16 protein-coding genes and 1 pseudogene are annotated in these 21081 nt (G+C 59.0%); 11 read left to right on the forward strand and 6 right to left on the reverse strand.

Annotated features, from left to right (window positions below):
• Positions 1 to 698: 698 nt before the first annotated feature.
• Complete coding sequence (locus tag FXB41_RS08745) at positions 699 to 1286, reverse strand: phasin family protein (RefSeq protein WP_219681302.1); 588 nt, start codon at positions 1284 to 1286, stop codon at positions 699 to 701.
• 838 nt (positions 1287 to 2124) lie between these two features.
• On the opposite strand from FXB41_RS08745, the gene FXB41_RS08750 reads away from it, so the two are divergent.
• From FXB41_RS08750 to FXB41_RS08775, 6 genes are all read left to right on the forward strand, one after another.
• Complete coding sequence (locus FXB41_RS08750) at positions 2125 to 2619, forward strand: YybH family protein (protein WP_219681304.1); 495 nt, start codon at positions 2125 to 2127, stop codon at positions 2617 to 2619.
• Positions 2620 to 3390: 771 nt separating this feature from the next.
• Positions 3391 to 3810 (forward strand): ribbon-helix-helix domain-containing protein, encoded by a 420-nt coding sequence (locus FXB41_RS08755; RefSeq protein WP_035992306.1) that lies wholly within the window; start codon positions 3391 to 3393, stop codon positions 3808 to 3810.
• A 3-nt stretch (positions 3811 to 3813) separates the two neighbouring features.
• On the forward strand, positions 3814 to 5004 hold the full coding sequence (locus tag FXB41_RS08760) for an extracellular catalytic domain type 1 short-chain-length polyhydroxyalkanoate depolymerase (RefSeq protein ID WP_219681306.1): 1191 nt from the start codon (positions 3814 to 3816) through the stop codon (positions 5002 to 5004).
• A gap of 467 nt (positions 5005 to 5471) precedes the next feature.
• Positions 5472 to 5984: a phasin family protein gene (locus FXB41_RS08765; RefSeq protein WP_009859254.1), complete on the forward strand. Its 513-nt coding sequence runs from the start codon at positions 5472 to 5474 to the stop codon at positions 5982 to 5984.
• Positions 5985 to 6162: 178 nt separating this feature from the next.
• Entirely contained in the window at positions 6163 to 7122 is a 960-nt protein-coding gene (locus FXB41_RS08770) for an alpha/beta fold hydrolase (protein WP_219681308.1), read from the forward strand.
• A 1072-nt stretch (positions 7123 to 8194) separates the two neighbouring features.
• Positions 8195 to 9094, forward strand: coding sequence for a 3'-5' exonuclease (locus FXB41_RS08775; RefSeq protein WP_219681396.1), 900 nt, complete (start codon positions 8195 to 8197; stop codon positions 9092 to 9094).
• 42 nt (positions 9095 to 9136) lie between these two features.
• Here the strand turns inward: FXB41_RS08775 and FXB41_RS08780 are convergent, their stop codons facing one another.
• Complete coding sequence (locus FXB41_RS08780) at positions 9137 to 9319, reverse strand: DUF3606 domain-containing protein (RefSeq protein WP_219681310.1); 183 nt, start codon at positions 9317 to 9319, stop codon at positions 9137 to 9139.
• A 384-nt stretch (positions 9320 to 9703) separates the two neighbouring features.
• On the opposite strand from FXB41_RS08780, the gene FXB41_RS08785 reads away from it, so the two are divergent.
• From FXB41_RS08785 to FXB41_RS08800, 4 genes and pseudogenes are all read left to right on the forward strand, one after another.
• Positions 9704 to 10162, forward strand: a complete 459-nt coding sequence (locus tag FXB41_RS08785) for a YidB family protein (RefSeq protein WP_219681312.1) — start codon at positions 9704 to 9706, stop codon at positions 10160 to 10162.
• Between the two features lie 24 nt (positions 10163 to 10186).
• The gene (locus tag FXB41_RS08790) at positions 10187 to 10450 is read left to right on the forward strand and encodes a GlsB/YeaQ/YmgE family stress response membrane protein (RefSeq protein ID WP_219681314.1); all 264 of its coding nucleotides are present in this window, start codon (positions 10187 to 10189) and stop codon (positions 10448 to 10450) included.
• Between the two features lie 105 nt (positions 10451 to 10555).
• On the forward strand, positions 10556 to 10942 hold the full coding sequence (locus FXB41_RS08795) for a hypothetical protein (RefSeq protein ID WP_246648706.1): 387 nt from the start codon (positions 10556 to 10558) through the stop codon (positions 10940 to 10942).
• 380 nt (positions 10943 to 11322) lie between these two features.
• Positions 11323 to 11643, forward strand: a pseudogene (locus FXB41_RS08800) (DNA polymerase/3'-5' exonuclease PolX); the annotation flags it as partial.
• A gap of 974 nt (positions 11644 to 12617) precedes the next feature.
• On the opposite strand, the gene FXB41_RS08805 reads toward FXB41_RS08800, so the two are convergent.
• Both FXB41_RS08805 and FXB41_RS08810 read right to left on the reverse strand, forming a co-directional pair.
• Complete coding sequence (locus tag FXB41_RS08805; RefSeq protein WP_246648707.1) at positions 12618 to 13106, reverse strand: hypothetical protein; 489 nt, start codon at positions 13104 to 13106, stop codon at positions 12618 to 12620.
• A 319-nt stretch (positions 13107 to 13425) separates the two neighbouring features.
• The gene (locus FXB41_RS08810; RefSeq protein ID WP_219681316.1) at positions 13426 to 14820 is read right to left on the reverse strand and encodes an OpgC domain-containing protein; all 1395 of its coding nucleotides are present in this window, start codon (positions 14818 to 14820) and stop codon (positions 13426 to 13428) included.
• Between the two features lie 557 nt (positions 14821 to 15377).
• Between FXB41_RS08810 and FXB41_RS08815 the strand changes: the two genes are divergently transcribed.
• A complete protein-coding gene (locus FXB41_RS08815) occupies positions 15378 to 16040 on the forward strand; it encodes a response regulator (RefSeq protein WP_219681317.1) in 663 nt (220 codons plus the stop codon).
• Here FXB41_RS08815 and FXB41_RS08820 read toward each other — a convergent pair.
• A complete protein-coding gene (locus tag FXB41_RS08820) occupies positions 16035 to 18155 on the reverse strand; it encodes an MASE1 domain-containing protein (protein WP_219681319.1) in 2121 nt (706 codons plus the stop codon). The genes FXB41_RS08815 and FXB41_RS08820 overlap by 6 nt on opposite strands.
• A 1726-nt stretch (positions 18156 to 19881) precedes the next feature.
• Positions 19882 to 20760, reverse strand: coding sequence for an SMP-30/gluconolactonase/LRE family protein (locus FXB41_RS08825; protein ID WP_219681321.1), 879 nt, complete (start codon positions 20758 to 20760; stop codon positions 19882 to 19884).
• Positions 20761 to 21081: the final 321 nt, after the last annotated feature.

Below are 21081 nucleotides of genomic sequence, written 5' to 3' on the forward strand. Positions count from 1 at the left end.
GCGATCTCCTTGTCGATTTTACCGCAAATGACAAGGTCAAAGAACCTACCGCTCGCGCGGCGTTAACGTTGCAATGCTATGGCTTCCGGATTGATCACGAAGTCAGCCCCATCTCGGCTTGAACGAAAGGAGAGGACACGCAACTTTGGGCGGAGCGGGGGATTTACGCGGCCGATCTTTCCCTTGTTCCACGGACGTGCTTCGAGACGTTCTCATCGATTCTTGGACATCGATCATGATGACTTCCTCGTTAATGAGGTTGGCCTTTCTCAAGCCGATAACCTTCCGAACCTGCGTCGGCTTTCAGACGATTGGAGACGTAGCTCCCAAACGCGCCCGCGCGGTAACCCGGATTGGATCAGCAAACACCGTTCGGAATGATTTCTGGTATTGGCCCTTTTCGGGCCCTACGTGCTTCGCCCTCGCGACCCTTGTGTTGTGGAATTCCTGAGCATGACTTGCCCCGGGAATTCTGAGCGACAGGGCTCGCTCAGCGGTCCTCTAACATCGGCGCAGCTCGTCGCCTCAAGCCGATTCGCGACCTTGTCCATCTCCCGGATCACCGCGACCCGACCTTGCCGTGAATTCGTGACGGGACATCTAAATATGACCAGTGCCCTCGTACGCCTCCCGACTTAAGGTCAACGAGCAGATCAGCGGCCGGGATTTTCGGCCGCAGTTTTTCGCTCGAATTCAAATCAGGCTGCTCGCTTCATGGTCTCGGTCATGTGTGTTGCGGCGTCATCCACCGCCTTCACCGAAACGTCAGCAATCCGGCGACTGCTCTGTAGCGTACGCTCCAAACTTTCCCGCAGCAAATCAGTCTGCATCGCTGCAAAGTCGTGAGGCGTTCGGCACTGCCAAAGTTCGCTCATTCCTTTCATGCTCCTCTCGATCTGATATCGCGCAAGCTCAAGGCACTCTCGAGAAGCATCGTTAAGACCTTTGCTCATTGCTGTGGCCGAATAGAGGATGCTCTCAGCGTTCCGGGCAGATCTCTTGGTCGCATCCTGAGCTTCATCTCCAGACACACCAAGGGCTCTGCCCATGTGATCTGCTGAACGCCCCAGCATCGCCGTCATCATATCCAGGCCAAAGCGCCACGTGTTCTGGAACAGCTCTGCATTCTGCTGTACAAGATTGGCGCCTGTCTTCACTACTTGCTCGTTTGTCTCAGCCGCGGCCAATCCGATGCGCCGGGTCTGCTCAGTTGCTCTCTCGGCAGCGCGAGAAGCTTTATCCTCTGGATTATGGGTAGCCCTGTTCTCGTGGCGTTCGTGGGCCATTGTCCTTCTCCATCTCTCACGGGCATTTTCGGGGTGCTTTGCGGCTCCCTAATCAGAGCGGCATCCTAAGCAAAAAAACGTGGTCAGTTTACGTCCGTTCCGGAAGGAATGAGATTTCACGTGCGGCTCGGCCGAGCGTGGAGCACCTATGGATCCGTGGAGCTGGTTACAGTGCGATGGACCGATTGCCTCAAGTGGAGGGGCGCTGCGTGCCACAGTCAGGCGAACTGACGTTTCGCACCTAGGCTCGAATCGAGCGCGTGGTGCTGACCAATCACGAGCAGAGCGCCATAAACGCCAGTTTCAGACGCTGCGGGGACGAGCTTTGTGGTCAACGGCGTACGGCAGACGGTTGCTGACCGGTCCGCCGAAATGAAATGGATCAACGGCTGGCCGACGGCCGCAACCTTCGAAGGGGAGTTCTCCAACGTGACGCGCAGCTACGCCAAAGGGCGTGGTGCGATATGCTTGCTAACATCGCGACTTCCGCTGTTGGCCCGTGGCTGCCCTTCGCTCAGAAAACTGAGGGGGTCAGCTTTCGAAAGGCGAGCCGAACAGCGCAATTCGGCTTGGCCGAGGCAGTCTTTGACCCATGGCCGACATCGCGGTGTTGAGCTATATTGGAGCAGGAGCCAACGTCACTTCGCGATCATCCGATGAATCAGCAAGAAAGTGGCAGGTCGGCGCTAGTGCGCCCGAGGTGTACCAACCGTAATACTGACAGGACCTGTTCCTCGAAACCGGGCGACCGCGCGATCGACGTTGCTTAGGAGGACGGAGGTAAGCCTCGTCTCCATCCTCTATTTTAGGGAGGCATCAACAGCAGGGAGCTAACATCATGCGCGCATTTGGAGCTGTATGTTTCTCACTATTACTGTCGGCTGTTCCTGCGACTGCGGCAGATCTCAAGGAGGAAATTGGGAAGATAGCTTCAGCATACGAGCAGCACTTCAACAAACAAGATGCTGCCGGGATTACGTCACTCTATACGAAGAACTACCTGCGTGTTTCTCAGAATGGAATTGAGCCCGACAATACCAAGTTTTACGAGGACGGTTTCAAAGCTGGACTTGATCGCCTCGAGGTGAAGGTGATCGAAGTTCAGCCGTTGTCAGAAAACATGGCTCTATCAACTGGCGAAGCTCACATTACTGGTAAGAGTGAGAAAGGCGATGTCCTAGAAATAAACGCTATTTGGACTGCTCTTGATGTTCGTGAGAATGGGCAATGGAAGATTCGTATGCTGACGTCGGCTCCTAAGGCAGCGCCGCCGCAGCCGCAGCAAGCGGGGGCCACGGCGACTACAACGGGGAACGCGCCGAGTGGAAAATAGTGCCCACCGAGAGTAGTTCGTCGTAACCGGCTTTCGCGCCCAAACGGGCGGAGGCAGCAACTGAAACGTGGGTCTTTCGGCCACGGAAGCCGACTCGCATCCGCCGCGTGAGATCAAGGGGCCTCGCCTCTCGAAAATGACGGGGCGGCGCGGCTCCTTGATCGGACCGAACAACAGCTTCTGAGTGAAGACCGGGCTGCAGCAAGGACAGCCCTGCAGGACCGAGTCTGGCCCTAAGCCGAAGAGCGGTTCAGCCGCCGTGATGTTTGCCGTCGCTGGTAATGAGGGGCAGAGCAGGTCCGCTCTGCTCAGCCAATTCAGACGTCGACCTGCCCTGCTATTGCGAGTGCATCGTCGACTTCAATTCCCAGGTACCGGACGGTGTTCTCGATTTTGGTGTGCGCCCGGCGTGGGAGCACGCCGAACCTGTTTCCGCTTGAAGCCCTTGAACGAGCTGGCCCTTGGGCTTGCGATGATCGAGGCGAGTTTCGCCAGGAATTTGCCTGGCGCGCGACGATGCGGCGACCGCTCTCGACGTGACGGCGCGCCTGCGAACTGTTCGACGGTCATTGGATGCATTCCCAGTGGCCGGGGAGCGCAAGCGGCGTGCTCGCCGGATGGACGCCAAAGTCCAAACGGGTGACGCTCCCATTCTCAGATCTCGCGCTCTTGGGCGCGGGTATATCCGCTCATCCCTTGAAAGTCCCCTAGGGGCATCTAAATATCATCCACACGCCATCCAGTGGGATGGTGATTGAGGTGTTTAGCGCTATGGCCGACAATGTGCGCGAGTTGCGACCCAAAGCCCCCGACACTGAGAAGATCACGATCAACCTTGGCTACGTCGACCTCGGTCATGTCGATCTTATGGTGCAGGAAGGGTTCTATTCGAACCGGACCGATTTCATCCGGACAGCAATCCGGAACCAGCTCGAGCGCCACGTAGAAGTCGTCAGACAATCCACGGCCCGGAAGAACCTGGACCTTGGGCTGCGCAACTACACTCGCGAAGATCTCGAAGCGGCGCGGCGCACCGGCGAGATGCTGCAGATCAATGTTTTGGGCTTAGCCACCATCGCCCAGGACGTCACTCCTGAGTTGGCTCGCGCCACAATCGCGTCGGTCTCGGTGCTGGGTGCCCTTCACGCCACTCCCGCGGTCAAGGCCGCTCTCGCCGACAGAACGAGGTGAACGATGCTGAATCAAGACATAGTCCGCGAAGCAACCCGCCTCACGCGTGCCGGCCAATTGGTCGAGGCCACCGCGCTGCTGCAGCGCATGCTCCAGGGCGATAGCGCTCCAAGACCGGACTCTCGCGGCGCCTCTCAGGCTCGGCTCCCGCGGCTCGATCCGCTCACCATCGACGCCACCGCCGAAGTTGTCGAGGAGCGGGAAGCTCCGCAGATTGCGCCGACCCGCTCTGCTCAGGGACGTAGATGCTCCATACCGGTCGACGGCATGCGGGATTTTTCCGGGCTGGGCCTGCGAAGTCCGATCACGCGCGTTCCTCTGTCCCCATCGGACATCGTGCCCGAGAACACACGATTTATCGCCGGTACCTTCAGTAACGCCGCGGGAAGCCGGACCTACAAGCTATTCATCCCAAGCCGATGTCAGGGACAACAGCTTCCCCTGATCGTAATGCTTCACGGCTGCACCCAGTCGCCGGACGATTTCGCGGCCGGCACCCGGATGAACTTCCTGGCGGAAGAGCAGAATTGCTTCGTGGTCTATCCTGAGCAGCCGAGCGGAGCCAACCAGTCGAAGTGCTGGAACTGGTTTCGCACCGGCGACCAGCGCCGCAGCGGGGGCGAGCCCTCGATCATCGCCGGCATTACCCGCGAGATCATGCGCGACCATGCGATCGATCCGAAACGCGTATACGTCGGAGGGCTGTCCGCCGGCGGGGCCGCCGCCGCGATCATGGGCGCAACGTATAGCGACCTGTACGCGGCCGTCGGCATTCATTCAGGCCTCGCGTGCGGCGCCGCGAGCGATCTTCCCTCCGCGTTCGTAGCCATGCGGCAGGGAGGCGGCTTCAAGGCAACTGCGGATAGCAAAATTTCCGTGCCGACCATCGTTTTCCATGGCGATCGCGACACTACGGTGCATCCAAAGAATGGCGACCAGATTATCGAGCAGTCCGCCAGGGCAACGAGGCCGACGACGACGGTACTTCGCGGACGCGTACCCCACGGCCATGCCTATACTCGCACCGTCCTGATCGACGGGGCCGGTCGGACGATTTCCGAACACTGGAACATCGATGGCGCCGGACACGCGTGGTCAGGAGGTAGTCCCGCCGGGTCCTACACTGATCCGCAAGGGCCGGATGCGACGAGGGAAATGCTGCGCTTCTTCCTCGAGCATTCGCTCGGTGGGTAGTCTGGCTTCACAGGGCGCTCAGGTTGTCCTCGAGCACGTCGCCGAGCGTCCGGACCGCTTGGCGTCGCCGACAGCGCTGGGCGCGACGGGCGAGAAACAGGTCGCATAGATCACCGGGACTTTAGGATAATCCTCTCGGCAACGTTCGGTATGTGCCATCCGTCGATGTCTCCCGGCGGCTTGACGTCCGTGATGAGAACGTCCGCGATAAAGCGGTCCTTTGGAGAGCGCCACGCGCGGAGGCCCGATCGTTCTCAGACTGACGCCCCGTTGAGCATAGGTCTGGAAGATCGCCAGCTAGACGTTTGTTGGTTGGAGTTGCTACCTAAAATCATCCTCGACAGCGCAGAACGTCCGATTGCATGCGGGACTCCAACAATGCAAGGGCTTGGAACGCCACGTCACAAAGCCTGTTGTCCTTTCAGAAATGACCGTTGTGGTCGCCCCCCATTTTCTTGGAGTGTCAGATGAGCAAACGCAAGCCGGCGACAGCGCCGAAGCGCGCCCGCAATCCGAAAATGGCCGCGCGGGCCCAACAGAACAAGCAGGCCATTGTTCGAAGCCCGAAACAGGATTTACTTCGCTCTGTTGCGGCAGTCTCGATTGAACCGCCCCTTGGGCTTTATGATGACTCTAAACACGAGGTTCCTCTCATTGAGCCTCGGGTGGATGCCTTACCGGATGACCTCAGTCCGAGAATCACGGATAGCGATCCAACGAAAGGCGTTGCTTTAGCGACGGCAAACATGCAGGCGTATCAAGCGAAGCTTCTTGAGATAGCCGCGGCCAACGCGCAATTTGCTTTTGAATTCGGCCTCAGACTTGCGACGATCAAGTCACCGACTGAATTTTTTGGCGTCATTACGGAGTTTACAAACAGACGGCTCGATATGGTCGGGCAGCATTCGAAAGAACTGGCGGCTTATCCGGTCTGGCGCATCAATCCGCCCCAAGAGCTCACCGCTCTGTCGGGACGATAACTGCAAGCCGTATCCGCTGCGGCAAAGGATGGAAGCGAACGCGGATCACGCACGCGCGGTTGCTTGCTTTCGGCTGGGGCGCGCGGCTCACAACGAGGGAGCCGAATCAGCATCGGCCCTAAGCGGCCTCGGTGCGCCCAATCCGAGGTACCCGCCATCGCGCATATAGGTTGACACCATGTCCACAACAGAAGCCGTGCTGATGATCGTTTTGGCAGGACTTGTCGTTTTGATCCTCGGCAACATCGCGTTTCAGGTGGCAGCGGAGCGAAAGAATCCCCCGATCGGCGTCTTTACCGAGTGCGACGGAGTGCGCCTTCACTATATTGAACGGGGCGATACCGCCGCCCCTTGCGTGGTCCTGTTTCACGGGAACGGCACCATGATTCAGGATCTCGTCCTAAGCGGTTTGGTCGACCGCCTGGCCCAAGACTATCGCGTCGTTTGCTTCGACCGGCCAGGATTTGGCTACAGCGACCGTCCGCGCACGCGCATCTGGACGGCCACAACGCAAGCTTCCTTGTTCGCGAAGGCTCTTGATCAGCTTGGAGTGCGCAATCCCGTGGTGCTCGGCCACTCCTGGGGAACGCTGGTGGCAATCGCGCTGGCGCTGCGAAGCGGTTATGCCGTGAGTGGGCTCGTGCTTGTGTCCGGCTACTATTTTCCAACCTTTCGGATGGATTTTTGGCTCATGTCAGGTCCGGCACTGCCGCTGCTCGGGGATCTGATGCGCTACACTATCTCGCCGATCATATCGTGGGCTATTACGCCGAAGCTGATGCGCACGCTGTTCGCGCCGCGTGCCATTCCGCCGAAATTCAAGAATGAATTTCCGATCTCGTTGGCTCTCCGGCCCAAGCAGTTGAGGGCGGCCGCCGAGGAGAGCGCGTTCCTTATTCCAGCGGCCGCGCAGTTGCAGCTTCAGTATCAGGGCATCCGGTCTCCCGTTAGGATCCTGCATGGAAAGGGTGACCGGCTCATCGAGGCCGACCAGTCGCGCCGCCTGCACGAGGTGTTGCCTAGCTCGGTGCTACATCTGGTCGAGGATGCCGGTCACATGGTTACCTATGCAGATGCCGCGGGAATAGCGGATGCCGTGGCGGCGCTGGCGCTCACCGCGCCGGTGAGGACCGCATAGGCTGTCTTGTTGTGATGCCGGTGTCCGGAAGTGGCCAATTTCAGACTTTCCTTCGGTTCGGAGGTTGTCGCGTCTCAGCGTCATTTTTCGTCACTGCGCCCATCAGGTCGCGAAGCTTTTGCGAGGCGCCAAAGTGGTTGATGTGCCCGTTGAGCAGCCGACTTAATTTGAATTGATCGTCAATCTTAGAACTGCAAAAGCGCTCGGTCTCGAAATGCCGCCTGGGTTGATCTCCTGTGCCAACAACACGATCGAATGAGGTGGTGACTTACGTTTTTGACCCGAAGACGAAGATCGCCATCGTGTCCGGCACGTCCGCAGTCGGGGTCAGAGCGGACATCGAGAAGAGGTGGGCAAATCGACGCGAATGACTCAACGTGGAAATGAGCCATTCGGCCGCTCACGAATCTTCAGCCTTCCTGTCCAATGACGGACCTCTGACAAAGCCGTGCCGTGTGGTAATGTTGAGCGCTAAGGGCGGATCTCATCACGCGTCAGCGGGTGCGGCATCGCGTTTCCCCCTGAACGCGATCCTAGCGGCTTGGAAGGCGGTGGGGCAGGCGCTGCGCCTTGCACACCGGTAACGAACTGCCGCGTAGGGCGCTCTTCCCGCAGGTTGTCCTCGGCAGCCCCGCCTAGGCGGGTGAGCTCCGACCACGCCAGCGCGGCGGTGATCCATCTATGCCGCTCTGCTCCATTGGCTTGGGCGGCAAGCTTCATCGCCGCGACGGCCTCGCGCTTGGGGTCGTACTCGAGATCCATGGATACAAATATAGTTGCAGATCGTAAACGATCACGCACCAGCGTGACCGTAGCAATCCGGGGTCGACAACCATACGCGGATCCTGCCTAGCCGCCCGGAGATGCCCGCCCGATCCGCCCCATTCACAGGCGCGGACCTCTCCGGTGCGCTCGCGATCGAGGCCCTGCGCGAGCGTCCCGCAAGGGGATCCAACTGCACCGACACTCCCCAAAAGCCCGTGAATTGCTCGTCTTTCAGATTTCTCGTGACCGGCACCCCCGCTATGGTGGCGCCTCACGGGACTACGTCACCGGCTCACGACGAGAAGAGATGTTTCAAAACGCATCGGATCTGGCCGCGATGGCCGAGGAGCTAGGCCGATCGAGTGACTACCGGGTGCTCCGGCGCCTGGTGCCGCGGCCGAGGTCGGTGGCGGGCTCCGGACAGGAATTGAGGATCGGCATCCTGCTCGACACCGAGACCACCGGCCTCGACCACCGCAAGGACGAACTCATCGAGCTCGGCATGGTCAAGTTCGGCTACACGCCGGACGGGCGCATCATTGATGTCAGGGACACGTTCTCCGCCTTCAATGAGCCGTCCGAGCCGATCCCGGCCGAGATCACGGCGCTTACCGGCATCACCGACGAAATGGTGGCCGGCCACAGGATCGACGAGGCCGCCGTGAACGCCTTCGTTGATGATTCCGTGGTCCTGGTCATCGCGCATAACAGTGGATTCGATCGGAAGTTTTCCGAACGCTACTGGCCCATCTTCGAGCGGAAGGCGTGGGCATGCTCCGCGACCGAGGTCCAGTGGCGGCAGCACGGCTTCGATGGAGCGAAGCTCGGCTACCTTCTGAATGGCGCCGGCTATTTCCACCAGGCGCACCGCGCGGTTGACGACTGTCACGCGCTGCTCGAGATCTTGGACTTCGACCTACCAACGACCGGCGCGCCCGCGCTCGCCGTCCTGCTCGAGACCGCACGACAGAAGACCATCCGGATCTGGGCCGAACAGTCGCCGTTCGAACTCAAGGATTCGCTGAAGCGGCGCGGCTATCGGTGGAGCGACGGCACAGACGGCCGGCCAAAATCCTGGTACGTCGACGTCTGCGAGTCCGCGCTGGACACCGAGCTCGCGTTTCTCCGGACCGAGATCTACCTGCGCGACGTGGAGCCGCGCCTGCAGACGCTGACCGCCTTCACCCGCTTCTCCTGCAGGATCTGATGGCCGCCAACCGCCATGCCGAATACGCGGCGAACCTGGCCCTCAGCGGCCGAGACGTTTCTCGACCCGCTTGCGGCTGTTGCCGACCTTCTTCACGGCCTTCTTCACTGCCGAGGCCGAGCGGCCAGTCTTCTTTGCTTCGTATCGCACTTCGTAGTCCTGGCCTTTAGCCACGCGGGCGCGATCTTGTTTGCGTCCCCGTGGGGTTTTCTTCTTCGCGGCCATCTGCTCCTCCGTCTGCGAAACTGATGGCCAGTGCAACGCTTCAAGGAATCGCGGGGTTCCCTCAAAGAAGCTGTTGCGGGCCGAAGCCGAACGAGCGCCGGCAGCATCTCTGCTCCACCTTTGCTGGCCTTTCCATTTTCGTTTGCTCGACCGCCTGCACGAAGGCTTCGTCGCACCGCATGAGCACAGCGGCCCTTTGGCGCACGTCGCCCGAGTTGGCCAGCTCCGAACGCTCCGGAGCTTCAAGTACGCGCCCGGAGCCCGCTCCCGTTTTCTTGCAGATGCTTTTTTAGATCCTCCGTTCCGAACCCACCGACCGGGAAAATCTGGAACTTCTCAGCCCAGCGTAGGTTGGTTGCCGATCGTCTAACTTAGGAGCCGAATATGAGTCGTGGAATGCCATCGATGACCGCCCTCCTGGGTATGCTCGCGATCGCCGGTTACCAGAATCGTGACAAGCTGGCGGACATGTTTCGCAATGCTAACTCCGGTCAGTCGGCGGGTGCCAAGGATTCCCTGAGCGGCATGCTCGGCAACCTTGGCGGCCTTGTGGGAGGCGGCGGCGTGGGTTCGCTCCTGAACGGCGGGATCGGCGAACTGCTCCAGCACTTCAAGCAGAACGGGCAGGGCGATGCAGCCCAATCCTGGATCAATCAAGGGCCAAACCGCGAAGTCACCCCGCCCGAACTCCAGCAGGCTATCGGTCCGGACGTCCTTCAAAAGCTGGAGCAGCAGACCGGCCTGTCGCAGCAGGAGATTCTCGACCGCTTGTCCCGAGAGCTTCCGACAGCCGTGGACAAATACACACCTGATGGACGTCTTCCGGCTCCATCGGCGGGATAATCACAGCGATCGAGAGAGAGAGACATGGGCATCATCTGGACGATCATCATCGGTTTCATCGCAGGCGTCATCGCGAAGTTCATCATGCCCGGCGACAACGAGCCCTCGGGTTTCATCCTGACCACGATCCTGGGAATAGTGGGCGCGTTCGTTGCGACCTATCTTGGCCAATCTCTCGGCTGGTACCGGCCAGGAGAAGGCGCGGGGCTAGTGGGGGCAGTGGTAGGCGCCATCATCGTGCTTTTCGTCTACGGTTTTGTGGCCGGTCGCAGCCGCCGGGCCATCTAACCACCGTGAAGGGTATCCTTCGCGTTTGCGGAGAATTCGCCCCGCGCGAAAGGCGATCGGCAAGATGAAATGGATGCTCGTTGTTCTGGTAGGAGGATGACCCCGGTGGACACCGACCTGGTCTTCGACAAGTTCGCCGATTGCCTCGCCGCCGAGGAGCAGATGCGAAAGCACTATACGGACGCTTTCGAGGCTTGGGACAGATGGGCTCCGGCCAATATCGAGCGACGCCGCGAATACTCTAAGGCCCGCGACCTCCAGGCCAAACGCCTGCTCAGCAACATCGGTACGTGCGTTCCTCATGCGGGCGGCGACGCCGTAGCACCTCAGCAGCAGAATAATCCCACTCCTTCTCAGCCTTCCCAAGCTACCCCACTCCGCAGCCAAGTCCGAAAACGTAACGTCCGAACGTTTCGAACAGGCCCTGCCGCAAACGAAGGTCGCAGCGGCGCTTTCATCGCCCCTGCCTTCATTGCTCTCGCCACGCGCTGAGCTGTGGGCTGCTGACGATTATAGGTGCACGCCAAATGTCGCCCATAACGGACCTGCGGGCTGACGATGCCGACAGAACTAAGGCGTTTACCGACATCATGTCGGACGCTTTTGACTACTTCCGCGCCTACGCTGTCCGGGCTCTTTGCAAGGCCTGATCCATGCCGCAGGGCAGGATGAAGCATCTGCAGCTGGTTGCGGGACGAATTTACAATCTCCTCAAGAAGGAGGCCGCTTATAGCCCGAACACGCAGCACCTTGAGGACTTCCGGGCAGCGCACAAAATTGAGGAATCTCTCGATGGCCGGCGCGATGACGGACCACCCACTAAAGGAGCCTTTGCTCCGGTGAGGCCGGGCGCGGAACGGGAGGCTCGTTGAGTGGCTTCCGTCGATGGTCGCACCGTAGTAAGTCTCCTGCGAGAATACGCACAGCGAGCGGCGTTGCGTGGCGGCAACCCGTACAGGGCGAAAGCCTATGCGCGCGCCGCAGACAGCCTGGCGGCCCTTGCCGTCCCTCTGGACGTGCTCATCGCCGAAGACCGGCTCACGGAAATCCCCGGCGTCGGCGAGGCGATCGCCGACATTATCGTCAAGCTTCACAAGACGGGCTCTCATCCGAGCCTTGAAAAGCTGCGCAAGAAGTTTCCCGAGGGTGTACTCAAGATGCTTTCGGTGCCAGGTTTGCGGCCGGAGAAGGTATCAGGGGACCTGCCGCTATCGAACGGCCGCCACCGCGATCACCAGTAGAGGAAGATCGGCACCAATAATGGTGATACGAGCCACTCACGAATGTCGAACTTGCCGGGATCGGGCATCTGACCGCCTTCTTTCAGGTGGAGGCGGGAGCGCAATGCTCTCAGTCGCCGACCACTGATCGGGGCGGTGATGGATGACATCCCTGGGCTTAAACAACGCGCAGCGATACCTAAAAAGCACGCCCGAACGCGGCGAATCAGCGGCTTAACTTTAGCGAGGGCAGAACAATGGGATGCATCGCGTCCCGTTTCTGCTGTAGGTCGGCGACCACTCCTATAATACGCTTTGCGGTGAGCGGATCGAAGGGGAAGGCCGAGAGCCGTTGGTAGTGGGAGATTATCTCGTCTAGCTCTTTGCAAGCGTCGCACATTGGCTCACCCGCTCAACTTGAGGCGGGAGCACACGGGCTCTCGGTCACCGATAACAGCAGAGGATGACCCTGGCTAAAGGCTGCCGGTGCTTTCAGTTCCTATTTTAAGAGCGGCCACCCGGCGCGGGCCGCGGATCGTCGCGCCGAATGTGCCGTAGGGTTCAAAAGCTCAGGTGAGGACGTCCATCAGCGAGGGTCGCCCTCCGTAAACCGACATCTCGATCGCCGTGCGCTGTCAACTCAGGCGTCAACAGGCAACAAGCATTTCGAAATGAAGGAAGACGCTGTCATTGCGTTCTCTGGTCCGAGCAAATCTGATGCAAACAAAGATCGCTGAAAGAAGAGGCCGCCTGAAGCGCCTAGTACTCGTTCCCGTCGCTGTGATGAAGATCAAAAGCTCGATCGTACCTGTCGCGGGCTTCGGTACCTACGCTGTATCGGCCGGGCCACCATGAATGCGGTGGATTGTAGTTGTCGTTCTCAGCGTCTTCTTTGGCCTTTCTGCTTAAATCCTCGGGCGTCCAAAGCGACATTGATTTATCTTTACTCATGCCCAGGTCCTCCGAGTGTGCTGCGGCCTATCGCACCGGCAGCAATTTTGAAACGAAGTGCCAGTCGCCCAACAGCATCCCACCAGAACTCTGAATCCATCGCCTACGGTCTCATCGAGGACAATCATGCTGACGGACAGAAAAAAAGCGAGCGCCGCAAAGAAAGTTCCAGCCGCGCTGGCGAGCGCCGCCGCGTCGGCACCGAAGCTCCATTCTTCCGGCCGTTGGAATCTTATTGTGTGTGCAACACGGCTTGGCAGATCGATGCCCATATAGAAACCAAAAGCCCCGTAAAGCACCATCAAGAGGACCATCCATTCATTTCGAAACAACTCGGTTTCCATGCGCATCAGTCCTACGCCCACGTACAGGCCGCCTGCGGCGCCAACCATGGCCAGTCCAGTCCTTTCAAAGATGTGTGCCACCTTAACGACAACGGAACGGCCCAGCCACGTTGCGAGGGTGACGTAAGCGTACTTCGCCAACTGTTTCTCCCTAGTGACAAAGCGCACGGCTCTTGGGACGAGACTTCGAGACCGCCACCAATAGAACCCTGACCAGCTATTGATTTGGTGGCTAGTTCAGCCTGAAATCGGACTGGCAACTAGGCCGTTATGGGCGGCAGAAGAACGATCGGTTTCTTTGAATCTAATGCGGTTTCGGCAAGGGTGAGATTTGTTGAGGTCCCTTCTGGTGCAAGGGTGCGGCCGTTGGCGCAGGGCTACAGGCTGGCCGAGCTGGAAGCGACGACATGTCGGGAGCAGCTCTGGTCTTTGGGAAGTGTCCGCACCGACGTGTCAATAGCTATATTACGACTATAGAACCGTGCGTTGCATTGTTGGCCACCATGGTTGCAGTCGCCGGCGACGCTGCGATGACATCTGCCTTGAGCGCTACCAATTCGTCGGCGACGCGAAGCACCCCGTGGGATTGCCTCTCCCCGAACCGGCAATCGATGATGACATTCTGGCCGGCGGCCCCTGCGAGCTCGCGCGGTCCTCGTCGAAACGCTTCCAGGGGGCGCCAGCCAAGGGTGTCGCGCACACCCATAGGCAGGACAGCGGTCGGCTGCGGCCTGGGTTTGATCTTGATCAAGTTCAGCAGCGTCGCCGCCACGATCATCGTTAGGACGCCACCAACGCTGAGCGTGATCTGCATCGCAAGCCCCTCAGATATGTCGAGCAGCGCCAGGAGGCTGACGAGCGTGAGCAGAACGCCGAGGCAGAAGATTGGCAACGAGTGCTTGCCACAGAGGATGGCGCCGCGCATCACCGCAGTCGTCAATGCTTGTCGATTGGGTGGCACGAACCATACCGCTACAACCGCAAGAGCCAAGAAATGCAACAGACGCAACGGATCGAGGTTCGATTTGTCCATCGGGTAAGCCAAGTTCGTCAGCCCCTTCGGTATCAACGCTTCCAGCGGCTTGATTCTCCAGCTCAATACGATGGCGAGGCTGAAGACCAGATAAAGAACGGCAGGCACAAGCACCATGCGCGACGTTAGCCAGGGGCGTACTCTTTCGCCCTCGATTATCACCCACGCGCCAAGGACCACGAGCAGTTGCCAGGCCAGTGGATTGAAAGCCCAGTGGCCGTTCGGCCACGCCGGCAAGGACCAGCCGAATATATGCACCAGCGTATAAAGCGCCAGCGAAGCGCCAAGCGTCACGTTCGGCAGTCGCAGCAGCAACCACAGCAACGGCGCGAACAAGAGGTGGAGAAGCACGAAGATCGGCAATACGTCGGTATTGACCGGACGATACTGCAGGATCGCCGCGTGCGCGAGCGTCGCGCCGGGCTGATCCAACAGAATGCGCGTATTGCTCTCGTCAGCGAGGCGTTCCACGCCAGCGATGCGGACTAGAAGGGCGCAGGCGAGCGTGAGCAGCAGAAATGCGACATAGATGTCCCAGCTTCGCCGCAGCGTTCGGCGGATCACGCGGGTCCATCCCTCGCACCTCCATACCTTACCGTAGGCCAGTGCGCAGGTGACGCCCGAGACGAACATGAACAGTTCCGCCGCATCGCTGAAGCCGTAGTTTCGCGGCGTCAGCCAGCTTCCAATGTTATTGGGGACATGATCAAGAAAGATGCACCAGAGCGCGATGCCGCGGCAGGCGTCAATCCGCAGGTCACGGCCGTTGGCTTTCAGCTCCGGCAGTGCGGCCGCTGATGGCTTCGGGGTGGCGGTTAGCATTGGCTTGCCTCGTCTAGCGTGCGCGCACGCTTAAAGAGGAACGATCGAAAGCGACCGATTTGACCAAAAGCGCGGCCCTGCTCCGGTCGTGACAGCGCCGCAGTCCAGCGTTGCTTCACGTCGACCTGGCCACGACACCAATCGCGACAATGATCATATGGCCGCGCTTGAGTAAAACGCTGGTGTAGAGGGTGACCGTCGACATCATCGTTTAAGTTGCGCAGTGTGTAAATTGGCCGCAGGTCGGTATGAAGAGGTGCCTAGGTCCTATGACGAAGGTACCGTCGGGGCGGCGGCATCTATTTGATACCCTCAACCACGCGATGAGCAATTCATCGCTCGCGTGGACGGTAGGGCGGCGAGGACCGCGCTTCATGTAGTCCTTGCTCATTACGATTGTGTGCCGGTTGCAACCATAACGCACAGCAGCACTCGGCTCCTACTTTGAGTGCCTGACGGCGAACCACTGGACCAGAGATAGAAGGTGAACGGTTTCCAAGGTGGGTGTATGATTTTTTCATTGATCTCCGGGCGGTCATTGGACGGAGAGCAGTTTTATGAAGGTTCTTGTTGTTGACGATCACACATTAATCCGCGAGGCGTTGCACGGCGTCCTGAAGCAATTGAAGCGAGAGGCCGTGATATTCGAGGCTTCGAGCAGTCGAGAGGCCATGCGCATCGTCGAGGAGCATCCCGATATCAGCCTCATTTTGCTCGATATCAATTTGCCTGACCGCGACGGCTTCTCTGTCCTTTGCGAACTGCGCCATCGCTATACGGCGATTGCTATCATCATTCTCTCGTCCTCCGATGATCAGGACACGGTCAGGCGCGCTTTCAAACTTGGCGCGCTGGGTTTCATTCCGAAAACCACGGAACGTGAAGTGATGCTCAATGCTATTGAGTTGGTGTTCTCCGGCGGAGTTTACATTCCCTCGGAGATTCTGGAGGAAACGGCAGGTCCGCGGTTTGCGGATAAACCATTGGCTCGCGACTCACTCAAGGGGCGAGGATTGACCGATCGTCAGATCGACGTACTTGCGCTCCTGATGAAGGGAAAAAGCAACAAGGTCATTGCCAGGACGCTCAATATGGCAGTGCCGACAGTGAAGAATCACATGACGGTCGTTCTCAAGGCGCTCGGGGTAGCGACCCGCACTGAAGCCATCATAAAAGTCGGAAAAATGGGCTGGGAATGGCCGCCGAAGTCTGAATCATGAGACTGCCCGGGTGCCTCCTCCACCATCATGATCTCTGAGGAGCTCATGCATGACAGCGCGGAGCCGCATCGGGTCGACCGGCTTGTGCAGCAAAATGTAGCCTCTGTCCCTGGCGTCCCGCAGAGGTTCAGCTGCGGTATCGCCGCTGATGAGAATGGCGGGAATTGACGAGCCAAACGCCGCATTGATTTGTTCAATTGCCCGGATGCCGGTCTTCCCGCTTGCGAGATGATAGTCCGAGATTATGAGATCTGGGCGCTGTTCGCGCTCGGCAAGTTGGACAAGTGCAGGTTCGTCGGATCCGGAGGCAAGAACCGAGTATCCCCATTTGCTAAGCAGTCCGCCCGTTCCCTCCTGCACGATCGGAGTATCGGCAATAACGAGAATTGCCTTGCCGTCGATTGCGAAGGCACCGGGGTATGGTAAGTCGGCGGGCGCCGCGGACCTGACGCATTGATCGATTTTCGGAACCAGGATCGCAAATCGCGAACCTCGGCCCATAGTCGAAGCCAGGTCGATTTGATGGTGGAGAAGCACGCGAAGCTTGTCGACGATAGCGAGGCCGAGGCCCAGTCCGACGGACCGGTTCTGTTCGGCGGTGGGAATCTGAAAAAACTCACCGAAGATATTGTGCTTTTGATCCTCGGGAATGCCAGGACCGGTATCCCATACTTCGATACGCAACATTTCACCACGCCGGCGACATCCGACCACGATACCGCCCCGCAAGGTATAGCGCACCGCATTCGATACGAGATTCAGCATGATGCGTTCGAGCAGCATCGCGTCGCTTCGCACCCATGCGTCACTTGGCCTGACGCGTAGCCGCAGATCCTTTTTTTGCGTCGCCTGGTCAAACGCCGTCTCGATTTTTTGCAACAGGCGCCCGATCGGGAACTCGGTAATTTGGGGGATAAGCATCCCGGCATCCAGCCTGGAAATGTCCAGGAGCGAATTGAACATTTCATCCATTTCCTTGCGGGTGGCGTCGATTCGTTCGACCGTTTTTGTCCTTTCTTCCGGTTTGAGCGGCGTGCGCAGCTGGGCGACGAACAACCCCAACGCATGTAAGGGCTGCCGCAAATCATGGCTTGCCATGGCGAGAAAGCGCGATTTCGCTGCGTTGGCGAGCTCCAGTTCCCGCGTACGCTCTGCGACTTTCTGCTCGAGTTCGACGTGCGCGCGGCGCAGGCTTCGTTCCGCTTTCTTGCGGACCTCGACATCAGCGCTCAGCAGCAAGCTTGGAACGGTAATACTGATCAAGAACATCAAAACGAGCAAGAATGACGCATTGGGATCTGGCGTCGCGAAGGGGCCGCCGCCCGTGTGCGTTCCCCAAATCGTGATGCCCGCAAGCACGAGGGCAACCGTTGCGGTATCGCGTGGCCCGCGACGCAGCGCCGCCCATAACATGGGCAGGATGGCGAGAAAACCGAGTGGATCTCGGCCGGGCGTCTGCTCGATCAGGGGGCTGAATGCAATCAGTCCGACAACCGACGCTGTCGTGAGGACGCCGGCCGTCTCCAGAAGTTCACGGGAATTGAACGAATGATAGCGGCTTGATGTCCAAAGCACGACCGCGGGGGCAATGACCAGCGCGCCAGTCACGTCGCCCAGCCACCAGGTGATCCACGCGTCCGCGAAATTCTGCTGTTTGATGTACCCGAACATTGCCAGACTGGTCAGTCCAATGCTGGCACTGATCGGTGTCGCGATCACGACGCAAATCACAGCAAACTTTGCGACAGAGTCGGGCTTTGAAAACGTGTTACACCCACCCGACCATCGATTAATAAAATAAGCGCCAGTAACTGCTTCGAGAGAGTTACCGGCCGCAATCGCAATTGCGGTGGCAACGGAGCCTGCCGTCGTAACATTAGCGATCATCGCGGCCGCAAAAATTGCTGGCCAGATCCGATATCCCCGCAACAGCACCGCCGCTAGCGCGACACCCGTCGGTGGCCAAATTGGCGTTGCACTGGGATGAATGGAGGCGAGAGTAAGCCCGCCTTTTGCCAAGACGAGATAGATGGCTCCAATTGCGACCAGATCGATGACGTAGCTGATAGCTCGGCTTGAATTTGTCCTGAGAGCTAATGATCGTGGATCGGACATTGTCGACGCCTGGACCAGGCAATTGGCTCGTCCATCGAGACTGACTTTTGATCGCTGGTCGGAGATCAAAGATCACAAGGTCAATACGGCAGATGCGATCCGATCGAATTGATCACCGCGGTCTGCTGGCGGACTAAGAGACGGCGCGTGCGATGGAGCATTTGGCCGACTTGCTGTTAAATCCCGCGAATTGCCTCAGAACCAGTGGGACGTTGCGCCCCCGAATTCGCGTCGTCTCGTGCTCCCCTAGCTTTGGGGGGACGCATCGTACGACGAAGATAGGCTCTCCGAAAGTCCGGATTGGGATCGGGATCAGGTCGGTCTGTACGACGAGAGCCCTATCTCTCGTTGGAGTCTCGGGACTGAACTACTTGCACGATAGCCTGGATACAGCGCGACGAGGGCGCGCAAGCTTCACTCAAAAATGGAAGCATCGGAGGCGCAGCATGACGCTGCCGCCCCGGTCCGCTTCTAGTTCAGCCCCAGCGGGGCGTGCGGATGTCTTTCATAAGGCGGTCCGGATCATCACCGAGATCAAGCGGAAATCCGAGGACGCCTGCCGCAATCCTAGGAATGCGCGGCCTTGCTTTCTCCGCCCAAAGAGCGGGGCCGTTTTTCTTTCGAAGGCCGCTTATTAGTCGGTGTCAGTCCAGCTGCGAAGGCTGGGCGCCAATTTACCGGCCCAGCCGCGAGCCTCATCAACGAATATTATGGCACGTTCGATCGGCGCTGTTCTGCGAACGGTCGCAAAAAGGTCTGTCAGGAACCATCGCATAAAAGGTGCGAGCGTCTCGAGTGATTCCGTCGGCAAGGAGAGGAATAATTGGCCTGGTCACGGCAGAAATCTTCGAAATTGAACGTGCTTAAGTTCGAGAGGCGTTGTGGCCGCGGATCGTCGCACCACTGAAGCGCCTGCGCGGCGGTCGAGAATACGGGATCGCGTGTCCGTGGCTCCATTGCCAGCAGGGCACGAACGCGGTTTGTAATGCTATCGCTGCGGAGTAAATCTAGGTGCTTCTTGAGCGCCTCGTGATCGCCAATCAATGCGGAAAACGCGGCGTGGGATCCTTCGTGACGAGTGCGATCCTTTGCGCGGTAACAATCACGTCGGCGGCACGATTCTGAAATAGGCCCTTTCAGCACTCGTAGCTGTGGGCAGTAAGCATCTTGCGAGACGCTGCGAGCAGAGGATATGCCAGGAATGCTATGGCGCGGACGGAAGACGCCTTCGAGAAGGGCAAGGCCGACGGCGCGAAAGCGGCTCCTGCGGTTATCGCCGCCGCGGCTCGCGATTGGTCGGCGACGCTCCGCCAATAGCCCCTCGCCAGGTGGTGCGAAGGCTCTGATGATCCGCTTGCGCGTTGTATCACAGGCGTGTAGCACTTACTCAGGCAAGAGACGTGAACAGCGCGTCTTTTCAATAGGTTGCTGCCTTGGTAGGCGGAGGTTTCGATCCCTCCTGCTCCTCCAAACCAATATGGTTACAGGATTGTTTTTCAAGCGCTTTTCCAATGGTCGTCGGCTGCCTCACATCAAAACCACGGTTGTAAGCTACGTTTGTATCCGCCCGCTGAAGGATCCCTTCCCCAATAAGGCGTGTTGAAGAGCGCGCCTGAAGCTGACATCGCAGACAGGTCCACTCACGCGGGCCGCGTGAGGCGCAGCCCGCGTCAGATTCCGAAAGGCCGCCTTTTTACCGGATCAAGTCATGCTGATCGTCGGACCGTCATGGCTTCATTGCGCCCTGCGCGCTTGTGTAGACTGCGTACAGAGACGTCGAACCGCAGATGTAAAGTCTATTTCGTTGCTGGCCGCCGAAGCAAAGATTGGCGACGGTTTCCGGAATGTGGATCTTACCTAGCAGTTCGCCCCCTGGCGTATAGCAGCGCACCCCGTCCTCGGTCGGATCGCCCCAACGCACGGAGCACCAGACACGACCCTCGCTGTCACAGAGTAAGCCGTCGGTAATGCTGGGCTTGGGCATTTCCGCAAAGACCTTGCTGTTCGACGCCTTTCCAGCGGCGACATCAAGGTCGAACACCCGGATGTAAGAGGGATTGTCGGGCCCGTCGGTGAAACCGGTGTCGATCACATAGAGCTTCTTCTCGTCGGGCGCGAACGTAATCCCGTTCGGCTCGACGAAATCATCGGCGATCACCTTGATGTCCCCTGATTTAGGATCGACGCGGTAAACGTTGTGCTTTTCCTGCTCGGGCTCGGCCTTGATGCCCTCATAGAAGCCGCCGATGCCGTAGGCCGGATCGGTGAACCAGATCGCACCATCGGACGTGACAACCGCGTCGTTTGGCGAGTTCAACCTCTTGCCATTGTACTTGTCAGCAATGATTGTGATCGAACCGTCCAATTCAGTCCTCGTAACGCGTCGGCCAGAATGCTCGCAGGTGATCAAACGGCCCTCGCGATCGATGGTGTTACCGTTCGAGTTCATGGATGGCTGGCGGAACACGCTGACGTGACCCTCGTCTTCCGAGAAGCGCATGATGCGGTTGTTTGGAATATCGCTGAACAGGACATAGCGGCCAGCCGGGAAGTAGACCGGCCCCTCGGCCCATCGAAATCCCGTTGCGACGCGTTCTACCGCCATCGTTCCGGCGAACGCCGGAAAGTCAGCCGGGCCTTGCTAATCGGCGATCCAAACTGCTTGCCAAGCAGTGCTGTCGTTCGGACATCGTAAATTGTAGCACGAGAAAGATGGGCCAAGAAGTCGAGCAGTGCGCTGAGCGTGAAGAAGGCAATCCTTGGCGAATGGGGCGCATCTCGCTGTGCGCACCCGCCCCGAGGTCGATCGCGTAGGGATGAGATGAGCCAAACGGGTTCAAAAAAGCCCCAGCTCCCGGGTCGGGGAAACTGGGGTCTAGCCTCTCGCTTCGGCCGGCAAGGGGACCGCCGGCACCGACATGCTAGT

This window comes from Bradyrhizobium canariense (assembly GCF_019402665.1).
In the GTDB taxonomy this organism is placed as follows: Bacteria; Pseudomonadota; Alphaproteobacteria; order Rhizobiales; family Xanthobacteraceae; genus Bradyrhizobium; species Bradyrhizobium canariense.

What these genes read in the sequence shown, in the direction of transcription:
- FXB41_RS08745 (WP_219681302.1), bottom strand. Translation starts at nt 1,286, where the DNA reads ATGGCCCACGAACGCCACGAGAACAGGGCTACCCATAATCCAGAGGAT.
- FXB41_RS08750 (WP_219681304.1), top strand. Translation starts at nt 2,125, where the DNA reads ATGCGCGCATTTGGAGCTGTATGTTTCTCACTATTACTGTCGGCTGTT.
- FXB41_RS08755 (WP_035992306.1), top strand. Translation starts at nt 3,391, where the DNA reads ATGGCCGACAATGTGCGCGAGTTGCGACCCAAAGCCCCCGACACTGAG.
- FXB41_RS08760 (WP_219681306.1), top strand. Translation starts at nt 3,814, where the DNA reads ATGCTGAATCAAGACATAGTCCGCGAAGCAACCCGCCTCACGCGTGCC.
- FXB41_RS08765 (WP_009859254.1), top strand. Translation starts at nt 5,472, where the DNA reads ATGAGCAAACGCAAGCCGGCGACAGCGCCGAAGCGCGCCCGCAATCCG.
- FXB41_RS08770 (WP_219681308.1), top strand. Translation starts at nt 6,163, where the DNA reads ATGTCCACAACAGAAGCCGTGCTGATGATCGTTTTGGCAGGACTTGTC.
- FXB41_RS08775 (WP_219681396.1), top strand. Translation starts at nt 8,195, where the DNA reads ATGTTTCAAAACGCATCGGATCTGGCCGCGATGGCCGAGGAGCTAGGC.
- FXB41_RS08780 (WP_219681310.1), bottom strand. Translation starts at nt 9,319, where the DNA reads ATGGCCGCGAAGAAGAAAACCCCACGGGGACGCAAACAAGATCGCGCC.
- FXB41_RS08785 (WP_219681312.1), top strand. Translation starts at nt 9,704, where the DNA reads ATGAGTCGTGGAATGCCATCGATGACCGCCCTCCTGGGTATGCTCGCG.
- FXB41_RS08790 (WP_219681314.1), top strand. Translation starts at nt 10,187, where the DNA reads ATGGGCATCATCTGGACGATCATCATCGGTTTCATCGCAGGCGTCATC.
- FXB41_RS08810 (WP_219681316.1), bottom strand. Translation starts at nt 14,820, where the DNA reads ATGCTAACCGCCACCCCGAAGCCATCAGCGGCCGCACTGCCGGAGCTG.
- FXB41_RS08815 (WP_219681317.1), top strand. Translation starts at nt 15,378, where the DNA reads ATGAAGGTTCTTGTTGTTGACGATCACACATTAATCCGCGAGGCGTTG.
- FXB41_RS08820 (WP_219681319.1), bottom strand. Translation starts at nt 18,155, where the DNA reads ATGTCCGATCCACGATCATTAGCTCTCAGGACAAATTCAAGCCGAGCT.
- FXB41_RS08825 (WP_219681321.1), bottom strand. Translation starts at nt 20,760, where the DNA reads ATGGCGGTAGAACGCGTCGCAACGGGATTTCGATGGGCCGAGGGGCCG.